This is a genomic window from Acinetobacter sp. ANC 4654, assembly GCF_002135425.1.
Classification (GTDB): Bacteria; Pseudomonadota; Gammaproteobacteria; order Pseudomonadales; family Moraxellaceae; genus Acinetobacter; species Acinetobacter kyonggiensis.
Map to the genome: position 1 here is coordinate 276,468 of NZ_NEGL01000003.1, position 24,190 is coordinate 300,657.

Annotated in this window: 21 protein-coding genes and 4 tRNA genes; 12 read left to right on the forward strand and 13 right to left on the reverse strand. The window is 41.7% G+C overall.

The window, feature by feature from the left end; all coding sequences use genetic code 11:
- Positions 1-5: 5 nt before the first annotated feature.
- From B9T24_RS07175 to B9T24_RS07210, 8 genes are all read left to right on the forward strand, one after another.
- Positions 6-1,511: a UvrD-helicase domain-containing protein gene (locus B9T24_RS07175; protein ID WP_086165234.1), complete on the forward strand. Its 1,506-nt coding sequence runs from the start codon at positions 6-8 to the stop codon at positions 1,509-1,511.
- A 30-nt stretch (positions 1,512-1,541) separates the two neighbouring features.
- Positions 1,542-2,909, forward strand: coding sequence for an AAA family ATPase (locus B9T24_RS07180; RefSeq protein WP_086165149.1), 1,368 nt, complete (start codon positions 1,542-1,544; stop codon positions 2,907-2,909).
- Between the two features lie 364 nt (positions 2,910-3,273).
- Positions 3,274-6,117, forward strand: coding sequence for a monovalent cation/H+ antiporter subunit A (locus B9T24_RS07185; protein ID WP_086165150.1), 2,844 nt, complete (start codon positions 3,274-3,276; stop codon positions 6,115-6,117).
- 1 nt (position 6,118) lies between these two features.
- Complete coding sequence (locus tag B9T24_RS07190; protein WP_086165151.1) at positions 6,119-6,484, forward strand: Na+/H+ antiporter subunit C; 366 nt, start codon at positions 6,119-6,121, stop codon at positions 6,482-6,484.
- Positions 6,484-8,292 (forward strand): monovalent cation/H+ antiporter subunit D, encoded by a 1,809-nt coding sequence (locus B9T24_RS07195; protein WP_086165152.1) that lies wholly within the window; start codon positions 6,484-6,486, stop codon positions 8,290-8,292. Before B9T24_RS07190 ends, B9T24_RS07195 begins: the two co-directional genes overlap by 1 nt.
- A gap of 2 nt (positions 8,293-8,294) precedes the next feature.
- Entirely contained in the window at positions 8,295-8,816 is a 522-nt protein-coding gene (locus B9T24_RS07200) for a Na+/H+ antiporter subunit E (protein WP_086165153.1), read from the forward strand.
- Entirely contained in the window at positions 8,813-9,088 is a 276-nt protein-coding gene (locus B9T24_RS07205; RefSeq protein WP_074943837.1) for a monovalent cation/H+ antiporter subunit F, read from the forward strand. Before B9T24_RS07200 ends, B9T24_RS07205 begins: the two co-directional genes overlap by 4 nt.
- An 11-nt stretch (positions 9,089-9,099) precedes the next feature.
- On the forward strand, positions 9,100-9,477 hold the full coding sequence (locus tag B9T24_RS07210; RefSeq protein ID WP_086165154.1) for a Na+/H+ antiporter subunit G: 378 nt from the start codon (positions 9,100-9,102) through the stop codon (positions 9,475-9,477).
- 342 nt (positions 9,478-9,819) lie between these two features.
- Here the strand turns inward: B9T24_RS07210 and B9T24_RS07215 are convergent, their stop codons facing one another.
- The 10 genes from B9T24_RS07215 to tpiA form a co-directional block, all read right to left on the reverse strand.
- Positions 9,820-10,224, reverse strand: a complete 405-nt coding sequence (locus B9T24_RS07215) for a ribosome-binding factor A (protein WP_086165155.1) — start codon at positions 10,222-10,224, stop codon at positions 9,820-9,822.
- The gene (gene infB / locus B9T24_RS07220) at positions 10,224-12,941 is read right to left on the reverse strand and encodes a translation initiation factor IF-2 (protein WP_086165156.1); all 2,718 of its coding nucleotides are present in this window, start codon (positions 12,939-12,941) and stop codon (positions 10,224-10,226) included. Before infB ends, B9T24_RS07215 begins: the two co-directional genes overlap by 1 nt.
- Before the next feature lie 10 nt (positions 12,942-12,951).
- Positions 12,952-14,436: a transcription termination factor NusA gene (gene nusA, locus B9T24_RS07225; RefSeq protein ID WP_086165157.1), complete on the reverse strand. Its 1,485-nt coding sequence runs from the start codon at positions 14,434-14,436 to the stop codon at positions 12,952-12,954.
- Between the two features lie 39 nt (positions 14,437-14,475).
- Positions 14,476-14,997 carry a ribosome maturation factor RimP gene (gene rimP / locus B9T24_RS07230; RefSeq protein ID WP_086165158.1) on the reverse strand — a complete coding sequence of 174 codons (522 nt, stop codon included), beginning with the start codon at positions 14,995-14,997 and terminating at the stop codon, positions 14,476-14,478.
- 211 nt (positions 14,998-15,208) lie between these two features.
- Positions 15,209-15,285 (reverse strand) — tRNA-Met (locus B9T24_RS07235).
- 91 nt (positions 15,286-15,376) lie between these two features.
- Positions 15,377-15,453: transfer RNA gene (locus tag B9T24_RS07240), tRNA-Met, on the reverse strand.
- A 72-nt stretch (positions 15,454-15,525) separates the two neighbouring features.
- Positions 15,526-15,602, reverse strand: a tRNA-Met gene (locus B9T24_RS07245).
- Positions 15,603-15,648: 46 nt separating this feature from the next.
- Positions 15,649-15,733, reverse strand: a tRNA-Leu gene (locus tag B9T24_RS07250).
- Between the two features lie 53 nt (positions 15,734-15,786).
- Positions 15,787-16,116 carry a preprotein translocase subunit SecG gene (secG, locus tag B9T24_RS07255; RefSeq protein WP_004650022.1) on the reverse strand — a complete coding sequence of 110 codons (330 nt, stop codon included), beginning with the start codon at positions 16,114-16,116 and terminating at the stop codon, positions 15,787-15,789.
- A 13-nt stretch (positions 16,117-16,129) separates the two neighbouring features.
- Positions 16,130-16,921 carry a triose-phosphate isomerase gene (gene tpiA, locus B9T24_RS07260; protein WP_086165159.1) on the reverse strand — a complete coding sequence of 264 codons (792 nt, stop codon included), beginning with the start codon at positions 16,919-16,921 and terminating at the stop codon, positions 16,130-16,132.
- A 280-nt stretch (positions 16,922-17,201) separates the two neighbouring features.
- Here tpiA and pilB point away from each other — a divergent pair, with 280 nt between their 5' ends.
- Genes pilB through coaE form a run of 4 tightly spaced genes read left to right on the forward strand, consistent with a single transcriptional unit; the run spans position 17,202 to position 21,635 of the window.
- A complete protein-coding gene (pilB, locus tag B9T24_RS07265; RefSeq protein WP_086165160.1) occupies positions 17,202-18,914 on the forward strand; it encodes a type IV-A pilus assembly ATPase PilB in 1,713 nt (570 codons plus the stop codon).
- Between the two features lie 29 nt (positions 18,915-18,943).
- Entirely contained in the window at positions 18,944-20,170 is a 1,227-nt protein-coding gene (locus B9T24_RS07270) for a type II secretion system F family protein (RefSeq protein ID WP_086165161.1), read from the forward strand.
- Complete coding sequence (locus B9T24_RS17290) at positions 20,170-21,030, forward strand: prepilin peptidase (protein WP_086165162.1); 861 nt, start codon at positions 20,170-20,172, stop codon at positions 21,028-21,030. Before B9T24_RS07270 ends, B9T24_RS17290 begins: the two co-directional genes overlap by 1 nt.
- 14 nt (positions 21,031-21,044) lie before the next feature.
- On the forward strand, positions 21,045-21,635 hold the full coding sequence (coaE, locus tag B9T24_RS07280) for a dephospho-CoA kinase (RefSeq protein WP_086165163.1): 591 nt from the start codon (positions 21,045-21,047) through the stop codon (positions 21,633-21,635).
- Positions 21,636-21,652: 17 nt separating this feature from the next.
- Here coaE and B9T24_RS07285 read toward each other — a convergent pair whose 3' ends face one another.
- The 3 genes from B9T24_RS07285 to B9T24_RS07295 all read right to left on the reverse strand — a co-directional run bounded on the left by B9T24_RS07285 (position 21,653) and on the right by B9T24_RS07295 (position 23,802).
- On the reverse strand, positions 21,653-22,570 hold the full coding sequence (locus B9T24_RS07285) for a DMT family transporter (protein WP_171264863.1): 918 nt from the start codon (positions 22,568-22,570) through the stop codon (positions 21,653-21,655).
- 27 nt (positions 22,571-22,597) lie between these two features.
- On the reverse strand, positions 22,598-23,347 hold the full coding sequence (gene rlmB / locus B9T24_RS07290; RefSeq protein ID WP_086165165.1) for a 23S rRNA (guanosine(2251)-2'-O)-methyltransferase RlmB: 750 nt from the start codon (positions 23,345-23,347) through the stop codon (positions 22,598-22,600).
- A gap of 131 nt (positions 23,348-23,478) precedes the next feature.
- On the reverse strand, positions 23,479-23,802 hold the full coding sequence (locus B9T24_RS07295; RefSeq protein WP_086165166.1) for a pyrimidine/purine nucleoside phosphorylase: 324 nt from the start codon (positions 23,800-23,802) through the stop codon (positions 23,479-23,481).
- Between the last annotated feature and the right edge of the window lie 388 nt (positions 23,803-24,190).

The window sequence follows — 24,190 nt, forward strand, 5'->3', positions numbered from 1 at the left end:
TGACTGTGTCTGATCCCAAAAAACCAAGCGCCACCTATGAGCAAGCCATTGCCATCGACAACGCGCGTTTAGGCAAATCCTTTAAAGTGATTGCCTATGCAGGCACAGGTAAAACCACAACTTTGCAAATGATCAGTGATGCCATGCCTGAACGGCGGGGTATGTATCTGGCATTTAACAAAGCCATTGCAAGTGAGGCACAAAGTAAATTTCATCGCAATGTCGACTGTCGTACCTTTCACTCGCTGGCGTTTCGTAGCGTGCCGCGTGGCGTGACCGATAAACTGCGTCTGCCGCGTTTAAGCCCGAGTTTCATCGCCAAAGAATATCGACTCCAGCCCATTACCTTACGCCGAATGATGGGTGGACGTTACGAAAAATATGTGATGATGCCCAGTCGTTTGGCCAGTCTGGTTGCCAATGCCGTAAGTTATTTTTGTTCCACCAGTTCGCAATATCCAGCACCACGCCATCTACAAGCACCGAGTTGGCTACATCCAGATGATATTGCTGAACTACAAACGCATCTTTATCCCGCCATTGAACGGCGTTGGTTAGAATCGATTGATCCAAACCATCAAGCGGGTATTGGTCACGATATTTATCTAAAACTGTGGGCATTGTCTGAACCCAATATTCCAACCGATTATGTGTTGTTTGATGAAGCACAAGATGCCGACCCGTTGATGTTGGGCATTTTACTGCGCCAAAGAAATACCCAAGTGATTTATGTCGGTGATGCACATCAACAAATTTATGCTTGGCGCGGTGCAGTCAATGCCATGCAACAGCTCCCTTTGCCTGAATCTCGTTTAACCACCTCATTCCGTTTTGGTGAAGAAATTGCATTGAATGCCAATGCCATTTTGGGTGCGTTAAATGAAACTGTTCCTTTATTGGGCAATCCACATCTGCATTCCAAAGTGGTCAATAAACCACATACCAAACAACGTGATGCCATTTTATGCCGCACCAATGCACGGGCGATGGAGTTATTGCTGGCAGGTTTAGTGCATGGCGACAAAGTCAGCTTGCAAGCCGATCATGTCAAACTGAACCGTTTTGTCGATGCTGCAAGCATGCTCAAACAAGGCAAACGCGTGACGGATGTACCTGAACTGGCTTGGTTTAATTCATGGCATGATGTGCATGAATATTGTGAAACCAATGATGGCAGCGACATTAAACCTTTGGTGAAATTGGTAGATGATCACGGTACAGATCCATTGAAACGTGCCTTAGCCAAAATCAGCCCGATTGAGCATGCCGATTATATTATTTCAACCGCTCATAAAGCCAAAGGCTTGGAATGGGATCGTGTGCATATCGAAGATGACTATCAATTTAAGGTCAACGAAAAAGACCACAAAATTAGTGATGAAGAGTTAAGATTACTTTACGTGGCTTGCACACGTGCTAAAGTAAGTTTAAATATCCACCACATTTACGATTTGGTGCAACAGCTCAAAAAACAAATGCCCTTATCGTTGCGTAAAGCTGTGGGAGAATAATTTCAGCTTATTGTGCAATGTAGGTCTTCTATGAAAATCGATGCTATTCAACTCAAACATACCCTTCATTTTGCCGACCTCAAGCTGAAATTTAATCAGAAACCCATCACCTTAATTATGGGTGATCAGGGTACTGGCAAAACCACCATTTTAAGATTCACTTATCAAGCCCTCACGTGGTTTGCAGCGCGTTATAAAGACTTACGTGCTGCGGGTGTGGTGATGCTTGATCAAGACATTATGTTGAACCGTTTACAATCCAAAATTGATATTCGGGTGCAGATCCCCAATGATATTGGCACTTTAAATGAATCCAGTGCAGTACAAGACCAAGCGCTTGGTTATTGCGATTGGCAACTGTATAAAACCTTAAATAGTCATGGCATTGGCAGCAGCAAAGCAGAAACCCAACACTTAGATAACTTAGTCGAACTGTATCAAAATGCCATCCAACATGATCAACTCCAAGGCTTGCCCTTAATTGCCTATTACCCCGCAGAACGCTTTGTCAATGAAATGAATATTCTGAGTAAGAACAATCCACTCATTTTTCAAAGCGCACATGCTTATGAAATTTCAGCGATTCCCTTTACCACGTTTGGCCGTTTTTTTGAGTGGTTGCGTGAAGTCAGTGATATTGAAAATGCACAGATCGCACAACTGTTTCAACAACTGCTCTCCAATCCCTCGCTTCAGAAAAACAAAGAACATGACTTTCTACAGCACTTATTGCATGCACAAAAGCAGATGCATAGCCCTCATTTAGATGCGTTAAAACAAGCCTTAACGACGGTCATTCCTGCTTTAGAGGATCTTTTTATACAGTACCAACCGAAATTACAATTGATGGTGCGTTATCAAGGCAAAAATATGCTCTATCAACAACTGTCGAATAGCGTGAAAAATTGGATTGCCTTGGTGGGTGATATTGTGCGGCGTTTATGCGTACTCAATCCGAGTAGTTTATATCCCTGCCTTGAAGGCGACGGTATTTTACTGATTGATGCGATTGACCATCAACTGGATCAAAATACTGCTCAAGTGATTTTACCGCGCTTACATCAGGCTTTTCCGCGGCTACAAATTATTGCCACAGGTAATCGTAGTGAATTACTCGAACATGCAGCCGAGTATCAATGCTTGAAAATTGAAAATAAACAAATTTTTGAGATACAGCTACAACCATTACAAGACAAATTTGATCATATTTATGAAAACTTAGTCTTTAATCATGAAGTAATGGAAACTGATCTCTTGCTTGAACCCGTATTAGACAGTGTCACACCGCAAAGCCTATGGCAACACATTCAACAGCATTTAAGCCCAGAGCAACAGAATGAATTACTCGGTTTAATGAATGCGCAAGACGGCACTTCTTCACATCAACCCTTGCCATAATACAAACTTGACCGCTTAAATTGCATGCAAAAAAGCTTAATCGGTAAAAATACTGAATACTCAGTTTTTCATCAGCTTAAAACATGCTACGCCCAGATTACATAGACGGGTAGATAATATGTTACGTATGCGCAAAACTAATTGATGTTGTTTTATTCATGTAATAAGATCAGGGATATGTAAAGTTTTATAGTAAAATCCGATTTTACTATTACTTTTTACAAGTTGCGCAACACAGCTTGTTTTCAATATTTTTAACTCCGATTGGCTTTCGAGATTTAAACGTTTGGATTGCTCTTTGTGATCCTGTAGTCCTTGAAAGATAACATTCACCCTTAGGTTTTTATCAACCTAATTCACGACAATGGATATGAGTGTGCTACCGATTATTATATTGTTACCCTTAGTATTGGGCACTACACTTGTCTCGTGGCTGAAAAATTTTTCACGCGGGGTAACGGCCTTAGGGGCGATTGGGGTCAGTCTAAGCAGCCTCATCTTATTACTGACTCAAGCAAAAGATGTTTTCAATGGTGCAACAATCACGCAAAGTTGGTCATGGTTACCTCAGCTAGGCATCAACTTAAGTTTCCGTTTGGATGCTTTAGGTTTGTTATTTTGTTTGCTGATTAGTGGTATCGGCACACTCATTTATATCTACGCTTATTATTATTTAAGCCCTAAGAATTCCCTGAGTAAGCTGTATGTATTACTCATGTTATTCATGGCCGCCATGCTGGGTATCTCTTTATCCAATAATTTAATTTTGCTGCTCACTTTTTGGGAGCTAACCAGTATTTCTTCTTTTTTACTGGTGGGTTATTGGAGTAATTATGAAGCCGCACAGCGCGGCTCACGTATGGCACTCACCATTACAGGCATGGGCGGTTTAGCCATGTTGGGTGGTTTTATTTTGTTAGGTCAAATAACGGGCACTTATCAAATAGACCAAATTCTCACCATGACTGAGAAAATTCAAAGTCATTCGTTATTTGTGCCTACTTTACTGCTGATTTTAATCGGTGCATTTACCAAAAGTGCGCAGTTTCCGTTCCATTTTTGGCTACCGAATGCCATGGCAGCACCAACGCCTGTATCGGCCTATTTACACTCTGCAACCATGGTCAAAGCAGGTATTTTCCTGCTGGCAAGACTCTCCCCTATTTTTGTCGGTGCTGCGCTGTATCACAACATTGTGACTTTCGTAGGCCTATTTACGCTCTGTATGGCTGCCTTCTTTGCCATTTTTAAAGAAGATTTAAAAGGTTTATTGGCGTATTCCACCATCAGTCATTTAGGTTTAATTGTCTGCTTATTGGGGATTGGCTCTCCTCTCGCTATTGCCGCAGCCATCTTCCATATTATTAACCATGCGACGTTTAAAGCTGCCTTATTCATGATTGCTGGTATTATTGATCATGAAACAGGGACACGTGATTTACGTAAACTCAGTGGGATTTGGCAGCTACTTCCGTTCACTGCCACCTTAACCATGATCACTGCTGCCTCAATGGCGGGTGTACCACTGACCAATGGTTTTTTATCCAAAGAAATGTTCTTTACCGAACTACTCGCCAACCTCTCTGGTCCAGTACTAATTGGCTCGGCTATTGTGGCAACCTTAGCGGGTATCTTTGCGGTTACTTATTCAGTGCGACTGGTTCATGGCGTATTCTTTGATGGCCCTTTAGGTAAGGCTGTTCCCAATAAAGACGCACATGAGCCTGCTTTTGGCATGCGCGCACCTGCGACTTTTCTGGCAATTTTATGTATTTTAGTTGGGCTTCTCCCTGCCCTCTTGGTTGAAAATATTGTTAATTCAACCACACGTGCCAGCACACAATTACCGAATTTTGCAGGTACTCATCTTGCCCTTTGGCATGGTTTTAATCTGCCATTACTGATGAGTACAATCGCTCTTTTAGGTGGACTATGCTTTTACTTTGCTCTGGCCAAAGGTGGAACCATTCGTGAGATTAACCTTGATCCAATGCTGGGTAAATTCCAAGGTCGCATCTTATTTGATTTATTTTTAAAACATCTCTTGCTGAAATCACGTCAGTTCAAACGTAAAACTGAAAATGGTTCACTACAAAGTTATTTAATTTGGATCGTGGCTTTTACTATTGCATTGGTTGCCATGCCGTTAATCAATCAAGGTTTAACCACTGGCAGCCGTGAACTTACCCATGCTCCTGCCGTTGCAATTGTACTGTGGTTACTCTTGTTCTCTGCCTGCTGGATGATGTTGTGGTTCCACCATGAACGCATTAAAGCCGTACTGATTAGTGGTGCTATAGGCTTAGTAGTGACCATGGTGTTCGTAACGTTGTCTGCACCAGACCTTGCTTTAACGCAAATTACCGTCGATGTCGTCACCACCGTTTTGCTGTTGATGAGCTTATCTTTATTGCCACAACTTACCCCTTATGAATCGAGTGGATCACGTCGTTGGCGCGATGCCCTCATTGCAATTGGTGGTGGACTCGGCATTGGTTGGATTGCTTGGTTGATTTTAACCCGTGACCATAATTCAATTTCATGGTTCTTCATCCAGCAATCCATTCCTCTGGGGGGTGGGAGCAATGTGGTCAATGTCATCTTAGTCGACTTCCGTGGTTTCGATACCTTTGGAGAGATTACCGTACTGGGTATTGCTGCGATTGGTGCCCTTTGCTTAATGGATGGCATGCGTGCGCACGGCACCACCATTACCCAAGGTTTAACCTACCGCTTTAATCCATCACCCTTGATGTTCCGTATCACCGCTTCATGGATTTTACCTTTAGCACTGGTCGTGAGTTTATATATCTTCCTGCGTGGACATAACTTACCGGGTGGCGGATTTATTGCCGGTTTAATTACTTCATTGGCTTTGGTCATTCAATACATTGCACTGGGTCAAGATCAAGCTGAGCAAATGTTAAAAGCCAAATCAGGACGTTTATATGAAATCTGGATTGGTTTAGGTTTGGTGATTGCTGGACTCACAGGCTTAGGTGCTTGGTTGTGGGAGCGTCCATTCCTGACCAGCGCGCATATTTATGTCTCTCCACCTGTTTTAGGTGAAATGCACCTTCCCTCCGCTGCGCTGTTTGATCTTGGGGTTTATATCACGGTCGTTGGTGCAACCATGTTGTTGATTTCAGTGTTAGGTGATTCGCGTCACTCCAGCATGACTGGTCCAATTGTACCGAAGGGGGAATAAAATGATCAGCTTAGAATTTTTACTTGCCTCTGCCATTGGGCTACTTACAGCAACGGGAATTTATTTAATTCTACGGGCACGTACTTTTCCTGTGGTCCTCGGTTTGGCAATGATTGGATATGCCGTCAACTTATTTCTTTTTGCGATGGGTCGTCTGCAAATCAATGCACCCGCGGTACTCACCGAAACCACCAAGGTCACCGATCCCCTACCCCAAGCTTTAGTGCTCACTGCGATTGTGATTGGTTTTGCAACCACTGCTTTTATTGTGCAACTTGCGCTACGCAGTCGTTATGAAACAGGAACCGATCACGTCGACTCGAAAGAAGATATTATTCCTATTGACCCACGTGAGGATGAGCCTTAATGAATGCTGTCATCCAATTCTGGACTGAACATACCCCAATTTTTAGCATTTTAATTCCAGCTTTTACTGCTTTTTTATTGGTGTTACTTGGTAATCCAGGCGCTGGCTCATTAGCACACGATTGGCGCCAACCTTGGCGTCGTGGCATTAGTTACATTTCTTCAATTTTAGGTTTAGCCACGGCTATTCTTTATTTAATCTCTGCCAGTAGTGGGCAAATCAGTGTTTACAATTTAGGTGAATGGGCTGCGCCATTCGGGATTGTCTTGGTGCTAGACCAACTTTCTGCACTGATGGTCGTCCTCACGTATGCCCTCGCAACCGCTGTTTTATGGTATGCAAGTCATGAGTGGGATACACGTGGACGTTATTTCCATGCCATGTTCCATTTCTTATTGATGGGTCTATGCGGTGCATTTCTGACAGGTGACTTATTCAACTTATTTGTGTTCTTTGAAATCCTGTTGATGGCATCCTATGTGTTACTTTTACACGGACAAGGCAAAGCACGTTTTCAACTGGGCATTCATTACGTCACCATTAACTTATTGGCTTCTGCGCTCTTTCTGATTGGTCTCGGCATCATTTATGGCAGTGTCGGCAGCCTAAATATGGCCGATGTCGCACGCCTAATCCCACTTTTAGAACCGGATCAACATAAACTTGCTGTAGCGGGTGGCTTATTACTCTTTGTGGTTTTTGGTATTAAAGCCGCAATGCTGCCTGTTGGTTTCTGGCTGCCTAAAACCTATGCCGTTGCCACAACACCTGTTGCTGCGATTTTTACCATTATGACCAAAGTGGGTATCTATGCCATTTTACGGATTAATGGCACCGTATTTGACGATCATTTAAGTCAAAGTATTTTGGTGTCTTGGTTATTGCCGATTGGCCTCATTACTTCAGTCTATGGCGTGATTGGCGCAATTGGCGCAGAACGACTACGTCGCTTCGTTGGATTTATGATTCTGTCATCTATTGGCACGATCTTAATCGCCATTTCGCTGTTTAATACCTTGGCATGGGCAGCCGCATTGTATTATTTAGTGCATAGTACCCTGATTGCCGCTGCATTTTATTTGCTCTCTGGCTGGATTACCTCGCAACGTGGTGCATTTAAAGACCATTTCAAAGTTGCGCCACACATGAAACAACAAAAAGTCGTTTCATTAACCTTCTTTTTAATTGCTTTAATGATGGCAGGCTTGCCTCCATTTAGTGGCTTCTTAGGTAAAGTCTTTATCTTACAAGCCACATCACATTCACCTTATCAATTACTGATTATTATTGTGGTCTTAATTGTCAGCTTACTCAGTATTATTGCCTTTACCCGCATCGGTTTTGTACTGTTCTGGCGTGCCACACAACCCGAAGACAATCCAAATTCAGCAGAATATAAAGCCTATCAAGCCTTGCCAGATCAAGCCCCTGCTCGAAATGACAAAACCATCTATTTACTGCTTTTAGCTTTAATTCTGTATATGGTTTATGCCAGCCCAATTCAGCAATATATGTTTAAAACGGCTGAACAAATACAAAATAATGCCTTATACGAAAGCAAAATTTTGAAAACGGATCATCTGAATCAGGTTATCAGCGTACAACCGTATGATCCAGAAAATTTACCTGAAACCAAATATGGCGGTGAAACGGTTGATCCAAATGCGCATCTCATTCCTTATGTTATTTCTGAAAACACTTTAGAAGGTGAACACATTTCAGAATATAAACAACGCCAAATCAATCAACAAATCATACAAGAACCAGCCCATCCAGATGATGCCAAACTGAAACCTATGGAGCCTTAACTATGCAAAAAACATCGTTTTTGGAAAACTGGCTACCCCATCCATTTGTTTCTGTCATTGTGGCTTTAAGCTGGATCATGCTTGCACATAGTATTGACCTAGCAACATTACTGATGGCTTTCATGCTCGGAATTTTTATTCCGCGCTTAGTCAACCCCTTTACTACCCGTACACCGAATATCAACTGGCTATTGGCATTCAAATTATTTTTTGTGGTGCTCTGGGACATCATTATTTGCAATATTAAAGTGGCTAAATTGGTTCTTGGACCTACGCATAAACTGCATCCCAAATGGTTTCGAGTCCCGTTAGACTCCCAACATGAACAAGTCAATGTTTTGCTTGCCCTGATTATTACCACAACCCCTGGTACGGTCACGGCTGGGATTGACCAAGACCGTGGTGATATTTTAGTTCATGCATTAAGCAGTGATAACATAGAAATCGACATTCAAGACATTAAAACTCGTTATGAAAAAGCACTGATGATGATTTTTAATGTGGAATCAGGAGACGACGCATGAGCATTTTGCCTTATACGCTGGGCATATGTATGGTTGCCATCACCATTTCAATGTTCCTTTGCCTAATTCGTTTAGTCATTGGCCCCTCTATTGTCGATCGACTTTTGGCTCTGGATACTCTTTTTCTCAATGCCACCTGTTTAATTGTCATTTTGGGTATTTATTGGGCAAGCACCTCATTCTTTGAGGGGGCACTCTTGGTTGCCATGCTTGGTTTTGTCTCAACGGCAGCCCTCGCCCGCTACTTTACCACTGGTCATGTCGTGGATTAGGAGTAAAAATAATGCAACTTATTATGGAAATTCTGGTTTCAATTTTTTTATTGATTGGTGCTTTCTTTACGCTGGTGGGTGGAATTGGCATGGTGCGCCTCCCCGATTTATTTATGCGTCTACATGCACCAACCAAATCAAGTACTTTAGGTCTGGGTAGTTTTTTAATTGCTGCCATTATTTTTGCTGCCTTTAATGGCCGTTTTGGTTTTGCTGAAATACTCATTACCTTATTTATTTTTATCACCGCACCAGTATCGGCCAATCTGATGGCACAAGCAGCCCTGCATTTACGTTTACGCTCAACCAGTGGTGAAGTACCTGAAAGTTTAGACCGCCCACTCCCTTGGCAACGTTCTCGAGTTCGCCGCCAATATCAGAAAAAATAGTCTTCATCCTTTAGGAGCTTCGGCTCCTTTTATCATTCAAATCAATCCATCTCTCAGCATCTACAGCACATGCATTAAAGCAGTGTAAACTTGATCATCTTTAAACAAATTTGATGATTTAATATCAACAAAATTCTGAGCTTATCCGTAAAATACTGCACCTTTCTCAACTTTACCCAAAATCATTATTGAATCATTTCGTTGTATACACTCCATGCTTTAAGCTTGTTTATATTGCATAAAAATAGGTTTCCTATCTTGTAACTTACTTCAGGACAGAACACATCCATAAAAAAAGCCACCCGAAGGTGGCTTTTTTGCATATAGCTTGCGCTATATTAATTATTCATCATCTTTTTTTGCTTCTTCAGGAGGTAAATCCTTCACTGCTTCAGCAATCAAACCAAACATATAGTTACCATATGCATTGGTTTTATCATAATGAAAACGCAATCTTGGCGTAATACGTGTCTTGATACGACGACCTAATTCGTGACGCAAGAAACCTGAAGCACCATTTAATACTGCTAAAGTTTCTTTATTTGCCACTTCACTTTGATCATCGCCCAGTTCACGTCCCATTACGGTGACGTAAACTTCTGCATAGCCTAAATCTGCGCTGACTTTCACCGCAGAGATGGTCACTAGACCACCTAAGCGTGGATCTTTCAGCTCTTGACGGATTAGTTCTGACAACTCACGTTGTACCGTATCCGCCATTCGCTTAAGACGTTGACTACCCGCCATTAAAGACTCCGTTTAATCAATTGAACATCATAAACTTCGATTTTATCAAGTACTTTGATGTCTTTATAACCTTTCACGGCAAGACCACATTCCATACCAGCACGAACTTCTTCAACCACTTCTTTATAGCGACGAAGAGATTCAAGCTCACCTTGGAATACCACCACATCATCACGTAATACGCGAATCGGTTTATTACGGTGTAACATGCCTTCAAGTACCATACAGCCCGCAGCCGCACCAAACTTACTTGAGTGGAACACTTCACGTACTTGAGCTACACCCAGAATCGTTTCACGATGCTCAGGCGCAAGCTTACCGCTCATTGCAGCTTTCACATCATCAATCAATTCATAAATGATGCTGTAGTAACGAATGTCGATGCCATCTGCATCGGCTTTTTGACGCGCAGTATTATCAGCACGAACGTTAAAGCCTAAAAGTACAGCTTCAGACGATTCAGCAAGAGTAACGTCAGACTCGGTAATTGCACCGACACCTGAACCAATGACACGAACACGAACTTCATCCGTTGCCAATGCTTGCAAAGCAACAGTCAATGCTTCTAACGTACCACGTACATCAGTTTTAAGCACCACATTGACATAAGGCACATCTTTCTTGCCCATAGATGCCATGATGTTTTCAAGACGCATTGCACTTTGACGCTCAAGACGTTGTTCACGTTCACGTGAAAGACGAGCATCAGCAACTTCACGCGCTTTCTTCTCATCATTTACAACAAGAACTTCATCACCCGCCATTGGTGCTTCAGGAAGACCTAAAATCTCAACTGGGATTGAAGGACCTGCTGATTGAATACGTTTACCGTTTTCATCTACCATCGCACGAACACGACCGTAAGAACCACCAGCAAGAACAAGATCACCGACTTTCAATGTACCATTTTGTACAAGAATAGAAGCAACAGCACCACGGTCTTTATCAACACGCGCTTCAATTACAACACCTTGTGCAGCACCTTGTTCAGACGCTTTCAATTCAAGAAGTTCAGATTGAATTAAAATAAGGTCAAGAAGATCATCAATACCTTGACCCGAATGCGCAGAAACCATGGCAACAGGAACATCACCGCCCCACTGTTCAGGCACAATTTCTTTAACTGTCAATTCATTTAATACACGATCTGGATCAGCAGATTCTTTGTCCATTTTGTTGATGGCAACAATGATTGGCGTACCCGCAGCACGTGCATGATCAATTGCTTCAGCTGTTTGTGGCATTACACCATCATCAGCTGCAACAACAAGTACCACGATATCAGTCGCTTTCGCACCACGTGAACGCATTGAAGTAAACGCCGCATGTCCTGGTGTATCAAGGAAGGTAATAATCCCTTTATCAGTTTCAACGTGATAAGCACCGATATGCTGTGTAATACCACCAGCCTCACCCGCTGCTACTTTAGTGCGACGAATACGGTCTAGAAGTGATGTCTTACCATGGTCAACGTGACCCATGATCGTAACCACTGGCGCACGAGTGGTTTGAACACCACGCGCTTCTTCAGCAGCTTCAAGTAAGTTATCTTCAGCTTGTGTATCCGATACTAGAACTGGGTTATGACCCATTTCTTCAACCACGAGCGCTGCAATTTCTTGCTCAATCGCTTGGTTCTGTGTAACCAACTCACCCATTTTCATCAGTGATTTGATAACTTCACGAACTTTAATCGCCATTTTCGCTGCAAGATCAGCAACAACAATCGTAGAGCCAATTTCAACATCGTAAACTTGCTTTTTAACTGGTTTTTCGAAGCCATGCTTATTCGCTTGGCTGGTTTTCAAACCACGTTTAGGCTGTTTACTGAAGCTTTGCTCTTCCTGACCACGACGTCCACCTTTCTTCGGTGCACGTGTACTGGTGGTATTACCACCACGTTTAATTTCACGGTCTTCTTTCGCAAATGAATCTTCATATGCCTGACCAACAAGGCCAGCAGCAAGTGGAGAATCATCAATGACACGAATCGTTGCAGTGGTATCTTCAGCAGAGTATTTAGATGCCATTTGACGCATCTGCTCAAGCGTGCGTTGTTGCCCTTCTTCAGCCGATTTACGACGTGCCGCTTCTTCTACTGCTTTTAATTGTGCAGCCTGAGCTTCACGAAGTTTCTTTTGTTCAGCTGTTTCAGTCACTTTAACCGCTTGTTTAACAATCGGTTTGTTATTTGACTTACGCGTTACTACAACGGCCGCTTTTGAAACTTCTTGCTTCGCTGTTTGTTGCTGAGCAGCAGCACGCATTGCTTCTAAAGCTTGTTTCGCTTTAGAGGCACCTTGAGTATTCGCGCTAGAATCAGGACGTGTATTTTGTTGCACTTGACCACGACCTTGAGATTCAGTCTGTGATTGTTGTTCTGCTTTCGCTAAAGCTTCTGCTTTAATTTGTTCTGGATTCGGCTTAACAAAAGTATGCTTTTTACGCACTTCAACGTTAATTGTCTTCGCCTTACCTGAGGTACTTGCCACTTTAGCCGTACTGGTTGTTTTACGTTTCAACGTGATTTTTCCTGCATGCCCATCGTCTTGACCATGAACTTTCTTCAAATGGTTAACGAGGGTATCTTGTTGTTCAGTGGAAATAATATCTTCAGCTTTACGTTGCGGTAAACCTGCGTCACGAACCTGCTCTAGGAGCTTCTCAACTGGACGTGCTACGCTGAGAGCTAACTCTTTAATCGACTTGTCCGTCATATATTTCCTCCTAGTTAAACCATGATTCGCGCGCTTTCATAATGAGTTGGCCTGCTTTTTCAGCACCTAAACCTTCAATATCTTCAATATCGTCAGTCGCTTGGTCTGCCAAATCATCTACTGTTACCACACCGCGAGCCGCAAGTGCGTACGCGATTTCCTGCGTCATCCCATCCATTGCAACAAGTTCTGCACTTGGATCTTGGATGTCTTCTTGTTGTTTTAATGCATCAGCCAATGTAATTTCTTTTGCACGGCTTTGCAATAATTCAACAATTTCAGCATCTAACTCAATTTCATCAAATGTTTCAGCTGGAACATAAGCAATTTCTTCCAAAGAAGTAAAGCCCATTTCAACCAAAGCCATTGCCAAATCTTCTTCAATATCTAAACGACTTACAAACATGTCTAAATATTGTTGAGCTTCATTTTGTTGACGCGCGTAAAATTCTTCTTCGAGCATCATGTCCAGTTTATAGCCTGTTAATTCAGATGCTAAACGAACATTTTGACCTTGTGAACCAATGGCACGAGCCAATTGATCAGTGGCTGCGAAAATGATATCAGCAGTATGTGCATCTTCATCAATCACAATGCTTGATACATCAGCAGGCTCTAAAGCACTGGCAATGTACTGTGCTGGATCGTCAGACCACACCACCACATCAATACGTTCACCATTTAACTCTGATTGTACCGCTTGGATACGTGTACCACGCATACCAATACAAGCACCAACAGGATCAATACGATGATCGTTTGTTTTCACAGCAATTTTAGCACGAACACCAGGTTGGCGTGCAGCTGCTTTAATTTCAATGATTTCTTCAGAAATTTCAGGAATTTCTTTCTTCATCAATGCCATCAACATTTCAGGACGCGCACGTGTCAACAATAATTGTGCACCACGACCTTCACGATTCACGCTATATAAAATAGCATTCATACGTTGTTTAGGACGAAGAATTTCTTTCGGGATCATTTCTTCACGTGAAAGATACGCTTCAGCATTATCACCTAAGTCAATGATAAAACCATCTTTGGTTTGTTTTTTCACTTCACCGTAGATGAGTTCACCCACTTTAGATTCGTATGCATCTGCAACTAAAGCACGCTCAGCTTCACGAATTTTTTGCACAATGACTTGTTTCGCAATTTGTGCAGCAATTCGACCAAAATCAATCGATTCAACTTCAAGTTCACGAATATCACCGATAGACCATTGTTCAGGATCTAAATCAGAGATTGCATCCTGACATGCAGGCATTTCATGATCTTCGTCAGCAACCACTTCCCATTGACGGAAAGTACGGTAATCACCTGTTTTACGATCAATTTCGACACGTAAACGTGCTTCTTCTGCGTGTGTGCCTTCGTAAAATTTCTTTTTAGTCGCAGCAACTAAAGCTTGTTCAAGTGCTTCAAAAATTGCATCACGACTTACACCTTTTTCGTTACTAACCGTTTCTACTACGGTAAGAATTTCACGAGCCATAAGTCACCTATTCGTTCAGATTCTTATTTATTGAATGAATTAATCTTGGTAGATCAAATTTGATTTGTCGATATTATGACTGTCTATTTCAAGTACGTGTTGATTTTCAACTTCAACTTGAATGATCTCATTCTCAAGATCAACAGCAATCAGTTTTGCTTGAAATTTACGACGGTTTTCTACGGCACTAATCAGACGTAAAGCAATTTGCTTTCCAATATAAGCTGGCATCTGGTGAAGTTGGAAGAATGGACGATCCCAACCCGGTGAAGATACTTCAAGTGAGTATTCGCCAGAAATTGGATCATGCACGTCAAGCATTGCACCTACTTGCTGGGTTACACGAACACAGTCTTGTACGCCAATACCCTGACCTTCAAGCTCACCATCTTCATTCATGACAGGTTGCGTGTTATTTTCGTTCGCTTTATCAATATAGATACGCAATAAAGAACGTTTACCTTGAGGAATAAATTCGATTCCCCAAAGATCTACATTACAAGCTTGCACTGCAGGAGTTATTAGGTCTTGAAGTGCTTGAGTTTTATTTGATAGCTTCATTTACTCTCGTCATTGTTGTGCGATTCAATAGTCGCTGTGACCGGTTCAGACTAACTCAACTATATTAGTAGTGAAACATGACAATTTGACCAATGGATGTCGACACTACACGATAGCCAATAAAAAAGGGCGTAATCGCCCCTGTGTACACAGAAAAACCAAAGTCCACTGTGCAAAAAGGCCCACCATTTTTGTGAGCCTTTTAGAAACTTGGTAGCGGGAGCTGGATTTGAACCAACGACCTTCGGGTTATGAGCCCGACGAGCTACCAGACTGCTCCATCCCGCAACAACGTGCAAAAATTATATACAATTCACTGAACATTTTCAATCAAAAAATCTTCAATGGTTGCTTGATTAAGTTGCACCTTAATCAAAAATGGTAGCGGGAGCTGGATTTGAACCAACGACCTTCGGGTTATGAGCCCGACGAGCTACCAGACTGCTCCATCCCGCATCAACCTGCAAAAATTCAATCACGATTAAAATTTAATTTAAATCGCCTATTTAGTTTGCCTCTAAATAGTATTGGTAGCGGGAGCTGGATTTGAACCAACGACCTTCGGGTTATGAGCCCGACGAGCTACCAGACTGCTCCATCCCGCATCAACAGATTTGCTGCACACACCAACTTATGTTCTGGATTATAAGCTGGTGCGGAAGGGGGGACTTGAACCCCCACGCCCGAAAGCACTACCACCTCAAGGTAGCGTGTCTACCAATTCCACCACCACCGCAGCTGTGTCGCATTCTAGTCGGATCATGTCCAAAAAGAAAGAACTAAATCAGGTTATTCGCCTGTTTTCGGTGCAACTGGCGAAGTTTCATTCGAATTCACAGGTGCAGTCGTGGTTGTTTGTACCGATTTTAAACTATAAGCATCGGTAGTTTGTTTTTTGGCAAATACAGCTAGCGTTAAACTGGTGACAAAAAATAGCGCAGTTAAAACTGCAGTCAAACGCGTTAAAAAGTTACCTGAACCGGATGCACCAAATACAGTGGCAGCACCGCCGCCACCAAATGATGCGCCAGCATCTGCACCCTTACCATGTTGTACCAGAATCAATACAATCATTAAAATGGCTAAGATAATATGTACCACCAGCACAAAAGTTTGCATGCTGAACTCCTAATTATTTTGTATTTGCAAAAGCTTGAGCAATTTCATAAAAAGACGCTGCATTTAGAGATGCACCACCCACCAGCGCACCATTAATATCTGGACAGGTCGCCAACTCTACTGCATTTTCGGCTTTAACACTACCGCCATACAGAATAGCCATGCTTGCACCAAACGGTGTGATTTGAGTTAAACCTTCACGAATTTTAGCATGCATCGTTTGAGCATCTTCAGGTGAAGCTGTTTTGCCCGTACCGATTGCCCAAATGGGTTCATATGCAATCACAATCTTTTGCCATTGTTCGGCTTGAACCACCGCAGCAATATCACAAATTTGTTGCAATACCACCTGCTCTGCTTGACCATTTTCACGCTGTTCTAGGCTTTCACCTACACAATAAATAATGGTTAATCCAGCAGTTAAAGCATTTTTAACTTTTTCATTCAGGATTTGCGACGTTTCATTAAAAATTTCACGGCGTTCAGAATGACCAATCAGTACAAAATCGATATGGTGATCTTTCAGTAATTCTGCGCTCACTTCACCCGTGTAAGCACCCAATCCCGCGATACGAGAAACATTCTGAGCAACGGTATAAATGGAACGCACTGAACTTGCCAATTCCGCTTGAACATGGGTCAAAGCAAGCATGCTAGGTGCAATACCGATATGACAATTTTCTTCTTTAATTTCATTATTTTGCAATAATTTTTTAAAACCACTTAACAGCTCTTTGGCATCTGCTTGCATTGGGTTCATTTTCCAATTGCCGACAACCCAAGGAGTAATAGCCGAACCCGACATACAGTAACCTATTAAAAACAATTCATTAAACCGCGCATATTCTACACGGAATTCAATCTTTTTTAGATAATTTTCGCACGGCTTTTTTATGCCAAACTTATTTTTCAACACACATCACAACATTCTCAAAAAAAACTTCATCTTGTAAATACGACTGGTTCAAAGTTTTATGTGATATTAAGTAGATGACAGCATTTTAAGATATGGTATTTTTATATAACAAAAGTATAATTTAAAAATACCAATTATAAACAAATTGATTTAGTAGGCATATTAAAGCATGACAGCATTAAAAGGTTCACCTAGATTTACCGGTTTCAATCGACGTTTAGTTGAAGAAGACTTCATTTCTGCTGAAAATATGCAGAATGCAATCTTAAATGCCAAAAAAGCCAATCAAGATATTGTTCCTTTTTTAATTGATCAATTAAAAATTTCGTCTTTAGATATTGCTGAAAAAATCGCTCAAGAATTTGGCGAACCCCTTTTTGATCTCAGCACCTATGATTCTGCACAGATTATCCGTGAAGGCATTGATGAAAAACTGATTACCAAACATCGTATTTTACCGATTTTTAAACGTGGTAACTTACTCTACGTCGCCACCAGCAATCCAACCAATATCGATGCCATGGATGCAATACGCTTCAATAGTAAAATGAATATTGAAGCAATTATTGTTGAACATCCAAAACTACAAAAACTCATTGAACAAAATTTTGCCGAAGCGGATAGTTTTCAATTTTCTGATGATGATATCGATTTAAATCTAGAACAAGAAGATCTCAGCAATAAAGATGATGATGACAACGAACAACAACAAGATGAAGCCCCAATTGTTAAATACATCAACAAGCTGCTGATTGATGCAATTCGTATGGGTGCTTCCGACTTACATTTTGAACCGTATGAAAAAATGTATCGGGTACGTTATCGTGTCGATGGTGTCCTGCGTCAAATTGCAACTCCGCCCTTACAACTTGCTACACGTTTAGCCTCGCGTTTAAAAGTCATGTCTCAGATGGATATTTCTGAAAAACGTTTACCTCAAGATGGACGAATTAAACTTAAACTTTCAAAAAGTAAAGCCATCGACTTCCGTGTCAACTCATTGCCCACCCTATTTGGTGAAAAACTGGTACTGCGTATTTTAGATCCATCTAGTGCGATGTTGGGGATTGATGCACTCGGTTATGAACCTGCGCAAAAAGAATTGTTTATGCAGGCTTTGGACAAACCTCAAGGCATGCTACTGATTACAGGTCCCACAGGTTCGGGTAAAACGGTTTCTTTATATACCGGCTTAAATATTCTCAACCGTGAAGATACCAATATTTCAACAGCCGAAGATCCCGTCGAAATTAACCTAGAGGGGGTTAATCAGGTCAATGTTAATGCTAAAGTGGGCTTAACCTTCTCTGCTGCCCTCAAATCATTTTTACGTCAAGATCCAGATATTGTGATGGTCGGTGAGATTCGAGATTTAGAAACCGCAGAAATTGCCATTAAAGCCGCACAGACTGGACATATGGTGATGTCCACACTACATACCAACAGTGCGCCTGAAACACTGACACGCTTAAGAAATATGGGCGTACCTTCCTTTAATATCGCAACCTCTGTAAACTTAGTTATTGCGCAACGTCTAGCTCGACGTTTATGTCCACAATGTAAAACTCCTTCAGATATTCCAGACCTAAGTTTATTGGAAATGGGTTTTAAAGAAGACGATCTACAACATCCAGATTTTCAAGTTTATCAACCCGTAGGCTGTTCAGAATGTCGTGATGGTTATAAAGGCCGTGTGGGTATTTATGAAGTAATGAAAGTAACGCCTGAAATTTCGAAAATTATTATGGAAGATGGTAATGCACTTGAAATTGCAGCAGCATCGGAAAAATCGGGGTTTAATAATTTACGTCGTTCAGGATTAATGAAAGTCATGCAGGGGGTAACTTCTCTTCAAGAAGTTAATCGTGTGACTAGCGAATAGATAAAGCATTTAAAAATAAGGATAAATTCATGGCTGTCAAAAAAGCACAGATGATGCCAACCTTCAGTTATGAAGGGATTGATCGTAAAGGGGCTAAACTTAAAGGCGAATTACCTGCGCGTAACATGGCACTGGCGAAAGTGACTTTACGTAAGCAAGGAATTACCATTAAGACCATTCGAGAAAAACGAAAAAATATTCTCGAAGGTTTAATGAAAAAAAAGGTCTCCACACTCGATATCACCATCTTTACTCGTCAGCTCGCAACAATGATGAAAGCCGGTGTACCTTTAGTGCAAAGTTTTGAAATTGTGGCTGAAGGTCTTGAAAACCCCTCTATGCGCGAAGTGGTCTTAGGCATTAAAGGGGAAGTTGAAGGCGGGAATACCTTTGCTGGTGCCTTACGTAAATATCCGCAGTATTTCGATAATTTATTTTGTTCCTTGGTTGAATCGGGTGAGCAGTCTGGTGCTTTAGAGACCATGCTTGACCGTGTCGCCATTTACAAAGAAAAAAGCGAATTACTGAAACAAAAAATTAAAAAAGCCATGAAATACCCTATCGCTGTTGTTGTTGTTGCACTGGTGGTGACCATTATTCTCATGGTCAAAGTTGTTCCCGTCTTCCAAGACTTATTTAGTTCATTTGGTGCAGATTTACCTGCCTTCACCAAAATGGTGGTGAATATGTCGGAATGGATGCAAAAATACTGGTTTATTTTAATTATTGCGATTGGGGCGATCATTTCAGGCTTTCTTGAAGCCAAAAAACGCAGTAAAAAATTCCGTGATTTTCTGGATAAAGCAGCACTTAAAGCCCCTATTTTTGGTGACTTGGTCTATAAAGCGATTATTGCCCGTTATAGTCGTACCTTGGCCACGACTTTTGCTGCGGGTGTGCCACTAATTGATGCCTTAGAATCAACTGCTGGCGCGACCAACAATTGCGTTTATGAAGAAGCGGTGCTTAAAATTCGGGATGATGTTGCAACAGGTCAACAACTGCAATTTGCCATGCGCGTCACCAATAGATTTCCATCCATGGCGGTACAAATGGTGGCGATTGGTGAAGAGTCAGGTGCACTCGACTCAATGCTCGACAAAGTTGCCACCCATTTTGAAAATGAAGTGGATAATGCTGTTGATGGTTTAACCTCGATGATGGAACCACTGATTATGGCTGTCCTTGGCGTACTGGTCGGTGGTCTAGTGATTGCAATGTATCTTCCAATCTTCCAAATGGGTTCTGTGGTGTAATGCAAGAATTTATCTTTTATTTTATGAATAACCCAACGGCACTCTATATTGCCGTTGGGCTTTTTAGTCTATGCATCGGTAGTTTTCTCAATGTTGTCATCTACCGCACACCAAAGATGATGGAACAAGAATGGCGTACAGATTGCCAAATGTTTCTTCATCCTGAACAACCAATCATTGATGAATCTAAACTTACCTTAAGCAAACCCGCATCCACCTGCCCCAAATGCCGTAGTGAAATTCGCTGGTATCAAAATATTCCCGTCATCAGTTGGTTAGTTTTACGTGGCAAATGCGGCTCATGCCAAAATCCAATCAGTATACGCTACCCATTGATTGAGCTGCTGACTGCACTCGCGTCATTGGTGATTGTCAGTGTATTTGGGCCAACGCTACAAATGATCTTCGGGCTGCTTTTGACCTGGATACTGATCGCACTTACCTTTATCGATTTTGATACACAGCTCCTGCCTGACCGTTACACCTTAACTTTAGCCGCATTGGGTTTAGGCGTTAATAGCTATGCTATTTATACCTCACCGACTTCTGCAATCTGGGGCTATATTATTGGTTTTTTATGCCTTTGGATTGTGTATTACCTGTTTAAAATCGTCACAGGTAAAGAAGGCATGGGCTATGGCGATTTCAAGCTACTGGCTGCTTTAGGCGCTTGGATGGGACCTTTAATGCTGCCATTGATTGTGCTGCTTTCATCCTTCGTCGGTGCAATTATTGGTATTGTTTTACTTAAAATACGTAAAGAAAATCAACCTTTTGCCTTCGGCCCTTATATTGCCATCGCAGGTTGGATTGCTTTTATTTGGGGTGAACCAATTATGAAAGCATATTTAGGACAATAATTTTAGGCAAATCTATGACATTTATCTTGGGTTTAACAGGCGGCATTGGCAGTGGAAAATCGGCTGCAAGTACATGGTTTGAAACCCAAGGTATCACTGTTGTTGATGCGGATCTCGTGGCGCGTGAAGTGGTTGAAAAAGGCCAGCCCGCTTTACAACACATTCATGCCGCTTTTGGCGATTGGGTTTTACTTGAAAATGGCGAACTGAATCGCCAAGCTTTACGCGAACACATCTTTAAAGACCCAAATGCACGTCAAATTTTAGAGCACATTACTCACCCTGCGATTCGCCAGTCCATTATTCATCAACTACAAAGCGCGACAAGCCGCTATGTCATTTTGGTTTCACCCCTGCTGTTTGAAACCAATCAACATGAATTAACCGATCATACCTTATTGATTGATGCGACCAAGGAATTACAAATTCAACGTGCCAGCCAACGTGATGGTCAATCCATTGAGCAAATTCATAAAATTATTCAGGCACAAATGCCACGCCAACAAAAACAACAGCTAGCCGATGATATTGTGCTGAATGACGGTCATCTTGAGCACCTATACCGTCATTTAAAAACATTGCATCAACGCTATTTAAAATGCTAAAACCAAAAAACAGTCGATTAAGACTGTTTTTTTTGTCGATCCAGTTGCTGCTGTAAACTGTCTTTATGCATGATCCAACGCCACGGCTGTAAAGCACCGATTGCCATACCAATCAAACCGCACATCACTGCCCGACTTAAAGGTTCACCCAAAAGCGGTACAGCTAAAATTGCCGCCATAAAAGGTGCCAGCGTAACAATACTCCCAGTCTTAAAAGCACCAAGTCGTTTAATCGCTTCTACATAGCTTATTGTTGCGACAATCACCACAAATACACCATGAAAAATCGTTTGCATCAGCAAATGTATAGGCTCTGGTTCACTCAAGTTTTTTGGAAGAAAAATCAAATAAATCGGGATATAAATAACCGCAGACCAAATTGCAACACCAGCCATGGAATGCCATGCGGAAAGCTTCCATTGCCGTAACAAAACGGTGAACCCCCCCCACCAAATTGCACTGAAGAAAAACAACAGATCGCCAAAACCAAAGGCTACACCTGTTTCTTGATACATTAAAAAGCTCATCGCACTAATGGCGCTTAGCATAATGACTAAACTGACCCATGTATGCTTATCGAAGGGCTCTTTAAACAGCAAAAATGCAGCCACTGCTGTGCATAGGGGAATACAACCATTTAAAAAAATGGCTGCATGTGCTGCGGGTACATAATGAAAGGCACTATAGGACGTCAGGCAATAACCCACACCACCTATCATCGCCAAAAGAAAAGGCTGTTTTTTCCATAAAAACGCGGTGTCTTTTTTATAGATCAGAATCGGCATTAAAATACAAAAGGCCAAAGCAAAACGTAATGCGGTAATATCCCACGCACTAATCCCCCACTGTGCACTTAAGCGAGAGCTAATCGTAAACCCTCCCCAAATACACATAGTAATCAGGACGAAGACATAACCTTGAGACCGAGGAGACATCACCAACAACTTTTAAATTAACAAGGATTACACATTGCGTTGACGGCACGCTTCATACAAAGCCATACCTGTTGCGACACTGACATTCAAGCTCTGTAAATTACCCGCCATTGGGATATAAACCGTTTGGTCACACTGTGACTGTGTAATTGGACGTAAGCCTGTATCTTCAGCGCCCATCACCACACAAATACCTGTTCCAGTAAAATCAAATTCATTTACAGGTAAGGCCTTTTCATCCAGCATTGTACCTACCACGCGAACATTAAATTCTTCTTTAATGTTACCTAAAGTACGCGCCAAATTCGTCACTTGAATAAACTTCACTTTTTCTGCACCACCCGCAGCAATTTTACGTGCTGTTGGGGTTAAGCTTGCCGAACGATCACGTGCGACAATCACCGCTTCGACACCCATAGCTGCTGCTGTACGAATACATGCACCTAAGTTATGTGGATCTGTCACTTGGTCTAAAGCAAGTAATAAGGCTTGAGGATTCTGCTTCAGCAATTCATCCAGATCTTGTTCATTCAGTGTGGGATGCGGACGAACTGCGGCAACCACCCCCTGATGAAAAGGCTGACCCGCCAATTTTTCCAATTTGTCACGACTGGCTTGTTGTACACTGATCCCAAAAGGGTCTGCCAAAGCCAAAACGTTTTTCAAACGTTGATCGTCACGACCTTTGAGTGTAAATAATGTCAGTACACGCTCTGGCTCAAGCTCAAGTAATGACTCCACTGAGTGAACGCCATAAAAATATTCGGTTTTTGCCATGAACGGCCTCTAAAATAGATATATACAATGCAAAAAAGAAAAATCCTGCAAAGCTGGCTTTACAGGATTGATGCTTAAATCTAGTTTAACTGATTCAGGCTAAAATTTCTTTGCCTTAATACGACTTGTACTTAGCCTTCTAAATGGCAGACATAATCAAGCACTTCGTCTGTCTCAATTTTAAAACGGCTATTGCCTGGTACATAAAAAGACTGTCCCGCACGAAATAATTCACTTTCAGTGCGATCTGCGATGTATACACGACATTCACCTGAAATAATTTCCATACGTTCAGGGACATGAGTTTCAAAAGTCAGTGCTTGTTCCGTTGGTAAAATGACCCCTAAAGTCTTTTTTGTACCATCTTCAAATTGCACCGTATGACTAATACATAACCCACCGAAATAAATATTCGATTTTTTGATAACAGACACGTGATCAAACTGATTTGACATGCGTATTCTCCAGATAATGCGCATTTATAATTTTTGATGGATATAGTTTAAAGCTGAGCATTAAACTAATCAATCGATGTTCATAAAGCTAAATTAATATTTTCCAAATAGATACTTTTCTATATCCATATTTAGAAGCTTTTCCATTTGTTAGCGAGAGTCTAAAACAAGCGCAGCAGAAGCACAAATAAGTTTTTATACTTCCTCGACTAAAGGTCAATGAGCCTTCCCCAAGCGAAAATATTGAACCCCAATCATGGCTACAAACCTTTGCTACAGAGCGACATTACAATATCATTGCTCTTGCTCTGACAGCGTCTCTAAAATATGGATTGATCAATAAATTGATGCATTTTCACTCTATTTGATCACATAAAAAACCATCAAA

Excerpts from the sequence above, each read along its gene's own strand:
- coaE (WP_086165163.1), top strand. The coding sequence starts at position 21,045 with ATGACATTTATCTTGGGTTTAACAGGCGGCATTGGCAGTGGAAAATCG.
- B9T24_RS17290 (WP_086165162.1), top strand. The coding sequence starts at position 20,170 with ATGCAAGAATTTATCTTTTATTTTATGAATAACCCAACGGCACTCTAT.
- pilB (WP_086165160.1), top strand. The coding sequence starts at position 17,202 with ATGACAGCATTAAAAGGTTCACCTAGATTTACCGGTTTCAATCGACGT.
- B9T24_RS07295 (WP_086165166.1), bottom strand. The coding sequence starts at position 23,802 with ATGTCAAATCAGTTTGATCACGTGTCTGTTATCAAAAAATCGAATATT.
- B9T24_RS07180 (WP_086165149.1), top strand. The coding sequence starts at position 1,542 with ATGAAAATCGATGCTATTCAACTCAAACATACCCTTCATTTTGCCGAC.
- B9T24_RS07215 (WP_086165155.1), bottom strand. The coding sequence starts at position 10,224 with ATGGCGGGTAGTCAACGTCTTAAGCGAATGGCGGATACGGTACAACGT.
- B9T24_RS07195 (WP_086165152.1), top strand. The coding sequence starts at position 6,484 with ATGAATGCTGTCATCCAATTCTGGACTGAACATACCCCAATTTTTAGC.
- secG (WP_004650022.1), bottom strand. The coding sequence starts at position 16,116 with ATGCAAACTTTTGTGCTGGTGGTACATATTATCTTAGCCATTTTAATG.
- tpiA (WP_086165159.1), bottom strand. The coding sequence starts at position 16,921 with ATGTCGGGTTCGGCTATTACTCCTTGGGTTGTCGGCAATTGGAAAATG.
- infB (WP_086165156.1), bottom strand. The coding sequence starts at position 12,941 with ATGACGGACAAGTCGATTAAAGAGTTAGCTCTCAGCGTAGCACGTCCA.
- B9T24_RS07190 (WP_086165151.1), top strand. The coding sequence starts at position 6,119 with ATGATCAGCTTAGAATTTTTACTTGCCTCTGCCATTGGGCTACTTACA.
- B9T24_RS07210 (WP_086165154.1), top strand. The coding sequence starts at position 9,100 with ATGCAACTTATTATGGAAATTCTGGTTTCAATTTTTTTATTGATTGGT.
- rlmB (WP_086165165.1), bottom strand. The coding sequence starts at position 23,347 with ATGGCAAAAACCGAATATTTTTATGGCGTTCACTCAGTGGAGTCATTA.
- rimP (WP_086165158.1), bottom strand. The coding sequence starts at position 14,997 with ATGAAGCTATCAAATAAAACTCAAGCACTTCAAGACCTAATAACTCCT.
- B9T24_RS07205 (WP_074943837.1), top strand. The coding sequence starts at position 8,813 with ATGAGCATTTTGCCTTATACGCTGGGCATATGTATGGTTGCCATCACC.
- B9T24_RS07285 (WP_171264863.1), bottom strand. The coding sequence starts at position 22,570 with ATGTCTCCTCGGTCTCAAGGTTATGTCTTCGTCCTGATTACTATGTGT.
- B9T24_RS07270 (WP_086165161.1), top strand. The coding sequence starts at position 18,944 with ATGGCTGTCAAAAAAGCACAGATGATGCCAACCTTCAGTTATGAAGGG.
- nusA (WP_086165157.1), bottom strand. The coding sequence starts at position 14,436 with ATGGCTCGTGAAATTCTTACCGTAGTAGAAACGGTTAGTAACGAAAAA.
- B9T24_RS07200 (WP_086165153.1), top strand. The coding sequence starts at position 8,295 with ATGCAAAAAACATCGTTTTTGGAAAACTGGCTACCCCATCCATTTGTT.
- B9T24_RS07185 (WP_086165150.1), top strand. The coding sequence starts at position 3,274 with ATGGATATGAGTGTGCTACCGATTATTATATTGTTACCCTTAGTATTG.